General features: G+C 54.3%; 7 protein-coding genes. 6 read left to right on the top strand and 1 reads right to left on the bottom strand.

What is annotated here, in order from left to right; all coding sequences use genetic code 11:
- Positions 1-154 precede the first annotated feature (154 nt).
- The 3 genes from ygjJ to FDW95_RS17030 all read left to right on the top strand — a co-directional run bounded on the left by ygjJ (position 155) and on the right by FDW95_RS17030 (position 5,784).
- Positions 155-1,216, top strand: coding sequence for a protein YgjJ (gene ygjJ / locus FDW95_RS17040; protein WP_115257434.1), 1,062 nt, complete (start codon positions 155-157; stop codon positions 1,214-1,216).
- 16 nt (positions 1,217-1,232) lie between these two features.
- Positions 1,233-3,584: an alpha-glucosidase gene (gene ygjK, locus FDW95_RS17035; RefSeq protein ID WP_115257433.1), complete on the top strand. Its 2,352-nt coding sequence runs from the start codon at positions 1,233-1,235 to the stop codon at positions 3,582-3,584.
- A 181-nt stretch (positions 3,585-3,765) separates the two neighbouring features.
- Positions 3,766-5,784: an NADPH-dependent 2,4-dienoyl-CoA reductase gene (locus FDW95_RS17030; RefSeq protein ID WP_096755590.1), complete on the top strand. Its 2,019-nt coding sequence runs from the start codon at positions 3,766-3,768 to the stop codon at positions 5,782-5,784.
- A 129-nt stretch (positions 5,785-5,913) separates the two neighbouring features.
- Here the strand turns inward: FDW95_RS17030 and rlmG are convergent, their stop codons facing one another.
- Positions 5,914-7,050 (bottom strand): 23S rRNA (guanine(1835)-N(2))-methyltransferase RlmG, encoded by a 1,137-nt coding sequence (gene rlmG / locus FDW95_RS17025; RefSeq protein WP_115257432.1) that lies wholly within the window; start codon positions 7,048-7,050, stop codon positions 5,914-5,916.
- Positions 7,051-7,134: 84 nt separating this feature from the next.
- On the opposite strand from rlmG, the gene FDW95_RS17020 reads away from it, so the two are divergent.
- The 3 genes from FDW95_RS17020 (at position 7,135) to FDW95_RS17010 (ending at position 9,945) form a co-directional block, all read left to right on the top strand.
- On the top strand, positions 7,135-7,638 hold the full coding sequence (locus tag FDW95_RS17020; RefSeq protein WP_096755588.1) for a M48 family metallopeptidase: 504 nt from the start codon (positions 7,135-7,137) through the stop codon (positions 7,636-7,638).
- A gap of 69 nt (positions 7,639-7,707) precedes the next feature.
- On the top strand, positions 7,708-8,706 hold the full coding sequence (locus FDW95_RS17015) for a Gfo/Idh/MocA family oxidoreductase (RefSeq protein ID WP_096755587.1): 999 nt from the start codon (positions 7,708-7,710) through the stop codon (positions 8,704-8,706).
- Between the two features lie 270 nt (positions 8,707-8,976).
- On the top strand, positions 8,977-9,945 hold the full coding sequence (locus tag FDW95_RS17010) for a TerC family protein (protein WP_115257431.1): 969 nt from the start codon (positions 8,977-8,979) through the stop codon (positions 9,943-9,945).
- Positions 9,946-9,967 lie beyond the last annotated feature (22 nt).

Below are 9,967 nucleotides of genomic sequence, written 5' to 3'. Positions count from 1 at the left end.
GCTTATTCGCACCTTCCCTAACCAAAGAAGAAAAAGCCATTGAAGCCGCACCAGCTTCAGACAGTCATTAATTCATAAAACATAATAACAATAAACAATATTCGCCAAGGCTATAACAATAAAAACATTATTTTATTTTGCTTAGGATAGAAGCATGAAAATCAATAGCCATTGTTGCAGGGTATTTATTGCCCTGCCCTTTTTCTGTGTCTCCTCTCTGGGTGCAGAAGAAGTGCGACCGGCAGAACACGACGACACAAAAACGCCCGCAATATCCTCTCCCTCATTTCGTTTTTATGGCGAACTGGGAATGGGGGGATATATGGATTTAGAGGGACAGGATAAACATAAATACAGTGACGGAACCTATATCGAAGGGGGCCTGGAAATTAAACACGGCTCGTGGTTTGGTCTGATCTATGGCGAAGGCTGGACCGTACAGGCGGATCACCAGGGAAACGCCTGGGTGCCCGATCATAGCTGGGGCGGGTTTGAAGGTGGAATTAACCGATTTTACGGCGGTTACCGCACCGATGACGGCACGGAGCTAATGCTCAGCCTGCGCCAGGACTCATCGCTCGATGACCTGCAATGGTGGGGAGACTTCACGCCGGATCTGGGCTACGTCATCCCCAACACGCGCGACATCATGACCGCCATTAAGGTGCAAAACCTGACCGGCCCGCTGCGTTATAGCGTGACCGCCACGCCTGCCGGACATCATGATGAAAGCAAGGCCTGGCTGCACTTCGGCAAATACGATCGCTACGACGATAAGTATACCTATCCGGCCATGATGAATGGCTACATCCAGTACGACCTGACCGAAGGCGTAACCTGGATGAACGGTCTTGAGATCACCGACGGCACCGGACAACTGTTCCTGACCGGCCTTCTCTCGCCTAACTTTGCTGCGCGCGCCTGGCATCACACCGGACGCGCCGACGGCCTGGATGAATGGGGTACAGAGACCGGCTATATGGTCAGTGCCATGTATGAAGCGCTCAAAGGCGTCTACCTCTCCACCGCCTACAGCTATGCCAAACATCGGCCAGACAACGCCGAGGATGAAACCACCTCTTTTATGCAGTTCGGTATCTGGTATGAATACGGCAGCGGTCGTTTCGCCACCGCCTTCGACAGCCGGTTCTATATGCAAAATGCATCTGGCGACCCGAGCGACCAGATCTTCCTGATGCAATATTTCTATTGGTAACAAGGACCGGAATACCATGAACATGACACCTATTCTTACGCCGCTGGCGTGTGGGCTGCTGATGAGTTTTTCCGCACTGGCAGCTAACGTAGACAGCGTTAAAAACGTCATCAATCGCACCGGCGCGCCAGGTTATATGCACGACTACGATTATGACGACCATCAGCGCTTTAATCCCTTTTTCGACCTCGGCGCATGGCACGGACACCTGTTGCCGGATGGCCCTGCAACAATGGGCGGCTTCCCTGGCGTGGCGCTGCTTACGGAAGAGTACATCAACTTTATGGCCACAAATTTTGACCGGCTGACGGTGTACCAGAACGGCAAGAAGGTCGATTTCACTCTCGAGGCTTACAGCCTGCCCGGCGCACTGGTACAGAAACTGTCATCCACTGCGGTGCAGATCGAGATGACGCTGCGCTTTGCCAGTTCACATACCTCACTACTGGAAACCAAAATCACCAGCAATACGCCGCTGGATCTGGTGTGGGACGGAGAGTTACTGGAAATGCTGGAAGCGAAAGAGGGAAAACCCCTCTCCGATAAAACCATTGATGGCGAGTATCCGGACTACCAGCGAAAAATCATCGCTACGCGCGACGGCCTGAAGGTCACCTTCGGTAAAGTGCGATCAACCTGGGATCTGCTGACCTCCGGCGAGTCGGAGTATCAGGTACACAAATCACTTGCCATGAACACCACTGTTGATGGCCACCGATTTACCAGTAAAGCGCATATCAATGGCTCTACCACACTTTACACCACCTATTCACATCTGTTGACCGCGCAGGAGGTCAGCAAAGAACAAGCGCAGATCCGCGATATTCTGGCGCGCCCGTCTTCTTACATGCTCGCCTCACAGCAGCGCTGGGAATCCTATCTCAAAAAAGGTTTAAACAACCCGGATGCCACCCCAGAACAAACCCGCGTGGCGGTGAAGGCTATCGAAACGCTGAACGGTAACTGGCGCTCACCGGGCGGCGCAGTTAACTACAATACCGTGACGCCGTCGGTAACGGGCCGCTGGTTCTCTGGCAACCAGACCTGGCCGTGGGACACCTGGAAGCAGGCGTTTGCAATGGCGCACTTTAACCCGGATATCGCGAAAGAAAATATTCGCGCTGTTTTCTCGTGGCAGGTTAAACCCGGCGATCCGGTGCGCCCACAGGACGCGGGATTTATTCCCGATCTGATTGCCTGGAACCTCAGCCCGGAACGCGGTGGTGATGGCGGTAACTGGAACGAGCGCAACACCAAGCCCAGCCTGGCGGCATGGTCGGTGATGGAAGTCTACAACGTCACCAAAGACAAATCCTGGCTCGAAGAAATGTACCCGAAACTGGTGGCATACCACGACTGGTGGCTGCGTAACCGCGATCATAACGGCAACGGCGTTCCAGAGTACGGCGCCACTCGCGATAAAGCGCACAACACCGCCAGCGGCGAGATGCTGTTCACGGTGAAAAAGGGTGACAAAGAAGAAACCCTGTCAGGGCTGCAAAACTATGCCGCTGTTACCCGCAACGGCCAGTATGACAGTCTGGAGATCCCGGCGCAGGTCGCCGCCTCGTGGGAATCCGGACGTGACGACGCCGCGGTGTTTGGTTTCATCGACAAAGAACAACTGGATAAGTACGTCGCTAACGGTGGCAAACGCAGCGACTGGGTGGTGAAATTCGCTGAAAATCGCAGCCACGACGGAAAATTACTGGGCTATTCGCTACTCCAGGAGTCGGTCGATCAGGCCAGCTACATGGTCAGCGATAACCATTACCTGGCGGAAATGGCGACCCTGCTCGGGAAAACGCAGGAGGCGAAACGCTATCAGGCGCTGGCGACGAAACTGACGGATTACATCAATACCTGTATGTTCGATGCGAATACGCAGTATTTCTATGACGTTCGCATTGAAGATAAGCCGCTGGCAAACGGCTGTGCCGGAAAACCGATTGTCGAACGTGGGAAAGGGCCGGAAGGCTGGTCACCGCTGTTTAACGGCGCGGCCACGCAGTCTCATGCTGACGCGGTGGTGAAGGTGATGCTCGACCCGAAAGAGTTCAACACCTTTGTGCCGCTGGGCACCGCGGCGCTCACCAACCCGGCTTTCGGCCCGGATATTTACTGGCGTGGGCGCGTGTGGGTGGATCAGTTCTGGTTTGGCTTAAAAGGCATGGCGCGCTACGGCTACCGCGATGAAGCGCTGAAAATGGCGGATACGTTCTTCAACCATGCCAAAGGACTCACTGCGGACGGCCCAATTCAGGAAAACTATAACCCGCTGACCGGCGCGCAACAGGGTGCCCCCAACTTCTCCTGGAGCGCGGCGCATCTGTACATGTTGTATAATGATTTTCTTAAAAAACAGTAAGCTGTGACCTATTGCCGGATAAAGTGCTTGCACCGACATCCGGCAAATTCTTTCTCTGGCCCCACTCCTTTTTTGAATCCCATCACAATCACGGCATTCCCCTTTTCCCTTTTGCGCCGCGACGGCTAAATTAGTAACTCATCCGACCACATAACAATAATTTTACATACTGGACACCATTATGAGCTATCCGTCGCTGTTCGCCCCGCTCGATCTGGGATTCACCACGCTTAAAAACCGCGTGTTGATGGGTTCAATGCATACCGGTCTGGAAGAGTATCCCGATGGCGCAGAACGGCTGGCCGCGTTCTACGCCGAGCGCGCCCGTCACGGCGTCGCTCTGATTGTGAGCGGCGGTATTGCCCCTGCGCTTTCCGGCGTGGGTATGGAAGGCGGCGCGATGTTAAACGATGCCAGCCAGTTACCACATCACCGCGTAATTACCGACGCGGTGCATGACGAAGGCGGCAAAATCGCGCTGCAAATTCTGCATACCGGACGTTATAGCTATCAGCCGCACCTCGTCGCGCCCTCCGCTATTCAGGCGCCGATCAACCGCTTTACCCCGCATGAGCTGACCCACGATGAAGTCCTGCAACTGATTGAGGATTTTGCCCATTGCGCACAGCTGGCGCGGGAAGCAGGCTACGACGGCGTAGAGGTCATGGGCTCGGAAGGCTATCTGATCAACGAATTTCTCACCCTGCGCACCAACCAGCGGACTGACCAATGGGGCGGCGATTACGCCAACCGCATGCGTTTTGCCGTCGAGGTGGTACGGGCCGTTCGTCAACGTGCCGGTAACGACTTTATTATTATCTTTCGTCTGTCGATGCTCGACCTGGTGGAAAATGGCGGCACGTTTGACGAAACTGTCCAACTGGCGAAAGCCATTGAGGCGGCAGGTGCTACGATCATCAACACCGGGATCGGCTGGCACGAAGCACGGATCCCGACCATCGCCACGCCGGTGCCGCGCGGGGCGTTTAGCTGGGTGACGCGCAAGCTGAAAGGTCACGTAACGGTTCCACTGGTCACCACTAACCGCATTAATGATCCGGGCGTTGCCGACGATATTCTGGCCCGTGGCGATGCTGATATGGTGTCGATGGCTCGCCCGTTCCTCGCCGATGCCGAGCTGCTGTCAAAAGCGCAAAGCGGGCGAGCGGATGAGATCAACACCTGCATAGGCTGTAATCAGGCCTGTCTGGATCAGATCTTCGTCGGCAAAGTGACGTCCTGCCTGGTGAACCCCCGCGCCTGTCATGAAACCAAAATGCCGATCGTAGCGGCGACACATCTAAAGAATCTGGCGGTAGTCGGTGCCGGTCCTGCGGGGCTCGCCTTTGCCATCAACGCCGCTTCACGCGGTCATCAGGTCACGTTGTTTGATGCCAACGCGGAGATCGGCGGACAGTTTAATATCGCCAAACAGATCCCCGGCAAAGAAGAATTTTACGAAACATTGCGCTATTACCGCCGGATGATCGACGTCACCGGCGTGACGCTGAAGCTGAATCATTTTGTCACCGCAGACGATCTGCTCTCGTTTGATGAAGTGATCCTCGCCAGCGGGATCGAACCACGCACGCCGCCGATCGACGGCATCGATCATCCTAAGGTACTGACCTATCTTGATGTCTTACGAGATAAAACGCCGGTAGGTCAACGCGTGGCGATTATCGGCAGCGGCGGGATCGGCTTTGATACCGCCATGTATCTGAGCCAGCCCGGCGAGCCCACCAGCCAAAACATTGCAGAATTCTGCGTGGAATGGGGAATCGATACCAGCCTCCAGCAAGCAGGTGGTTTACGCCCGGAAGGGCCACAGTTATCCCGTAGCCCGCGCCAGATAGTCATGTTGCAGCGTAAAGCCAGTAAACCGGGACAAGGGTTAGGTAAAACCACGGGCTGGATCCATCGCGCCACCCTGCTGTCTCGTGGAGTGAAAATGATCCCGGCGGTGAGCTATCAGAAGATCGATGATGATGGACTGCACGTGTTGATCAACGGCGAGCCTCAGCTCCTGAACGTGGATCATGTGGTAATTTGTGCAGGTCAGGAACCTCGTCGTGGACTGGTCGATCCGCTGCATGCGGCCGGTAAAACAGTACATCTGATCGGCGGGTGTGATGTGGCGTTAGAACTGGATGCCCGACGCGCCATCGCGCAAGGCACCCGACTGGCGCTGGAAATTTAACGTTATGTCTTTCGTTGGCCGGATAAGGTAATTACACACATCATTGCCTGATGGCGCTACGCTTATCAGGCCTACGAGGCAGTTCGTTGTAGGCCTGATAAGGTGTTAACCGCCATCCGGCATCAGCGATTAGCGGCGACGCCCTAATTTCACCGCTTTCAGCACCACAAATTTGTTGTTGGTGGCGATGGTTTCGCAGTTACCGAAAATCTTCTTCAGCTTGTGGAAGTAGTCGAGATGACGGTTCGCCACGATATACAGCTCGCCGTTAATCTTCAGGCAACGGCGGGCGTGGTGGAACATCTCCCACGCGATGTTATCGGTCAGCGCGTGCTTCTGATGGAACGGCGGATTACACAGCACAGCGTTATAGCGGAACGGTTCCACGCCAGACAGTGCGTTGTTGATCATAAACTCGCAGCGATCCAGCGCGTCTGGCATGTTGGTTTCCACGTTCAGGCGGCTGGACGCCACCGCCATCGGCGATTCATCCACAAACACCACGCTCGCTTGCGGGTTCTTCTCCAGCAACGTCAGACCCACTACGCCATTACCGCAACCGAGATCGACAATCTCACCTTCCAGATTGTCCGGCAGATGTTCGATAAAGAAACGTGCGCCAATATCCAGCCCGGTACGGGAGAAGACGTTAGCGTGATTGTGGATCGTCCAGTCGGTGCCTTCCAGCTTCCAGCTCAGCGTTTGTGAGGCGTCAGCCAGTTCAGGATTGCTGAACGTACAGTTGATCAGACGGGCTTTTTTCCATGCCAGCGTGGTGGTGGTTGGGCCCAGTACCTTTTCAAACAGCTCAAGCGTCGAGGTATGCACATCGCGCGCCTTCGCCCCGGCGATAATGCGCGTTTGCGGCGTGACGACCAGGCGTAACGCACGCAATTGCTGTTCCAGCAGCGCCATGGTTTTTGGCAGCTTAATCAGTACCACGCCCGGCGCCTGTGGGTAATCGACCGTGCTGTCGAGGAACTGGACGCTGGATTCGGCAATGTCGTTATGACGCAGGTTTTCACGCGTTGCCAGTTCGCTTAAATAAGAGTCGCCAATGCTGTACGGCGAATGTTCCGCCAGCGCACAGCCCAGCGCACCGAAGGTATCATTCAGGAGCAGCACCGGGCCGCAAATCTCGGTATCGTCCAGCTGTTGCAGCAGATATTCATCTGCAGCTTCCCACGCCAGCAGCGGGTTAACGTCATCCGTTTCCGGGAAACGTTTAAGTGACAGCGAACGGAAACCGTTGTCTATGTGGCTCATCGGCCCTCCTGAATGGTAAAATTTCGGCGTATCCCTGAAAAGGGTGCGTGAGTATACACTTTTTATACTTTATATGGGGCACAAATGAGTCAGTTGACCTATCTGCAGGGCTACCCGGAGAATTTACTTGATCAGGTTCGAACCTTGATCAGCGAGCAACGTCTGGGCGCGGTCCTGGAAAAGCGTTATCCGGGTACGCATGACTTCGCGACCGATAAGGCGCTCTGGCAATATACCCAGGATCTGAAAAGTCAGTTTCTGCGCAATGCCCCTCCGCTCAATAAAGTGATGTATGACAGTAAGATCCACGTGTTGAAGAATGCGCTTGGACTGCATACTGCCGTCTCTCGCGTGCAGGGCGGCAAGCTGAAAGCAAAAGCGGAAATTCGCGTCGCCACCGTATTTCGCAACGCCCCGGAACCTTTTTTACGCATGATCGTGGTTCATGAACTGGCGCATCTGAAAGAAAAAGAACACGACAAAGCGTTTTACCAGCTGTGCTGCCATATGGAACCTCAGTATCACCAACTGGAGTTCGACACCCGCCTGTGGTTAACGCAACAATCGCTAAAGCAAACTGCGCAGTAGCGCACTGGCTTTGTCAGCAAGGCATGCTAAATTGGCGCAAGGATCCCTTTTCGCAGCCTGAAGGCCTTTATGATACGTTTCGCAGTGATTGGCACAAACTGGATCACCCGCCAGTTTGTGGATGCCGCCCATGAAACCGGCAAATATAAGTTAACCGCAGTCTATTCCCGCAGCCTTGAACAGGCGCAAAGCTTCGCTAACGATTATCTCGTCGAGCATTTGTTTACTTCGCTGGATGCAATGGCGCAGAGTGACGCTATTGATGCAGTGTATATCGCCAGCCCAAACTCTCTGCACTTCCCGCAGACCGAGCTGTTCTTACGCCATAAAAAGCACGTCATTTGTGAGAAACCGCTGGCATCAAACCTGGCAGAAGTCGATGCCGCTATCGCCTGCGCTCGGGAAAATCAGGTGGTGCTGTTTGAGGCGTTTAAAACCGCCTGCCTGCCCAATTTCCTGCTGCTGCAGCAATCTCTGCCCAAGGTAGGAAATGTCAGAAAGGCGTTTATCAATTACTGCCAGTACTCTTCACGCTACCAGCGTTATCTGAACGGTGAAAACCCGAATACCTTTAATCCAGCGTTCTCAAATGGCTCGATTATGGATATCGGCTTTTACTGCCTGGCTTCGGCGGTTGCGCTGTGGGGCGAACCGCAGAGCGTACAGGCCAGCGCCAGCCTGCTGGCAAGCGGTGTTGATGCCCACGGCGTTGTGGTGCTGAACTACGGTGATTTCAGCGTCACGTTACAGCATTCCAAAGTGAGCGACTCGGTGCTGGCCAGCGAGATTCAGGGCGAATCAGGGTCACTGGTTATTGAGAAAATCTCCGAATGCCAGAAAGTCTGTTTTGTTCCGCGTGGTGGAAAAACGCAGGATCTGACGGTGCCTCAGCACATCAATACTATGCTGTATGAGGCAGAGCGCTTTGCTCATCTGGTTGAATCCGGCGAAGTGGATCACCCGGCACTGGCTGTCAGTCGCATTACCGCTAAGCTGCAAACGGAAATTCGCCGCCAGACCGGCGTCGTTTTCCCAGCAGATAGCGCGAATACGTCGCTGATTGCGTAAAACTGTGTAAAACAAATGTTGCAGGCCATTGACTGAAAGCGTGGCCTGTAATACTTTGTTACCCGCAAAGGGGAGTAACTTCGTTGTCGGTTGATCGTCATTACGATGTGTGAAAAACCACATCCGGTCGCCGGGCGATAACAAAGGAATACGTCAACGTATTCCTTTGTTGTTGTAAGTGAGACCTTGCCGAATGGCAAGGTCTATGCATGAAAAGCAGCGGCTAACGTCATTCGGCGTTGGCCGTTTTTTTATGCATGGGGAAATATAATGAATACTGTCGGCACACCGTTGTTATGGGGTGGCTTCGCTGTTGTAGTGGTGATTATGCTGGCCATCGACCTGCTGTTGCAGGGTCGTCGCGGCGCGCATACGATGTCAATGAAGCAGGCGGCTGCCTGGTCAATCGTCTGGGTCACGTTGTCGTTACTGTTTAACGCCGTATTCTGGTGGTATCTGGCAGAAACCCAGGGGCGTGCGGTCGCAGACCCGCAGGCGTTGGCGTTCCTCACCGGCTATTTGATCGAGAAATCATTGGCGGTGGATAACGTCTTTGTCTGGCTGATGCTGTTTAGCTACTTCTCGGTGCCGCCAGCGTTGCAGCGTCGAGTGCTGGTGTATGGCGTGCTGGGGGCGATTGTTCTGCGTACTATCATGATCTTCGCGGGCAGCTGGCTTATCACCCAGTTCGAATGGCTGCTGTACGTGTTCGGCGCGTTCCTGCTGTTTACCGGCGTGAAGATGGCGCTGGCAAAAGAAGATGCTTCCGGGATTGGCGACAGGCCGTTAGTGCGCTGGCTGCGCGGTCATCTGCGTATGACCGACACCATCGAGAACGAGCATTTCTTCGTGCGTAAAAACGGTCTGCTGTTCGTTACGCCGCTGATGCTGGTGCTGATTCTGGTTGAGTTGAGCGATGTTATCTTTGCCGTCGACAGCATTCCGGCAATCTTTGCCGTGACCACCGACCCGTTCATCGTACTGACCTCTAACCTGTTTGCCATCCTTGGTCTGCGTGCGATGTACTTCCTGCTGGCCGGCGTGGCGGAGCGTTTCTCGATGCTGAAGTACGGCCTGTCGATCATTCTGGTGTTTATCGGCATCAAGATGCTGATTGTCGACTTCTACCATATCCCTATCGCTATCTCATTAGGCGTGGTGTTCGGGATCCTGTTTGTAACGCTGATTGTGAATGCGTGGGTCAACCACCAGCACGATAAAAAGCAGCAAACGCAGTAACACTCATCCACTAGCCTACAAA

Origin of the sequence: Citrobacter sp. wls718 (assembly GCF_005280945.1) — a bacterium.
Lineage (GTDB): Bacteria > Pseudomonadota > Gammaproteobacteria > Enterobacterales > Enterobacteriaceae > Citrobacter > Citrobacter gillenii.
This window is presented reverse-complemented; position numbering and strand designations above follow the sequence as displayed.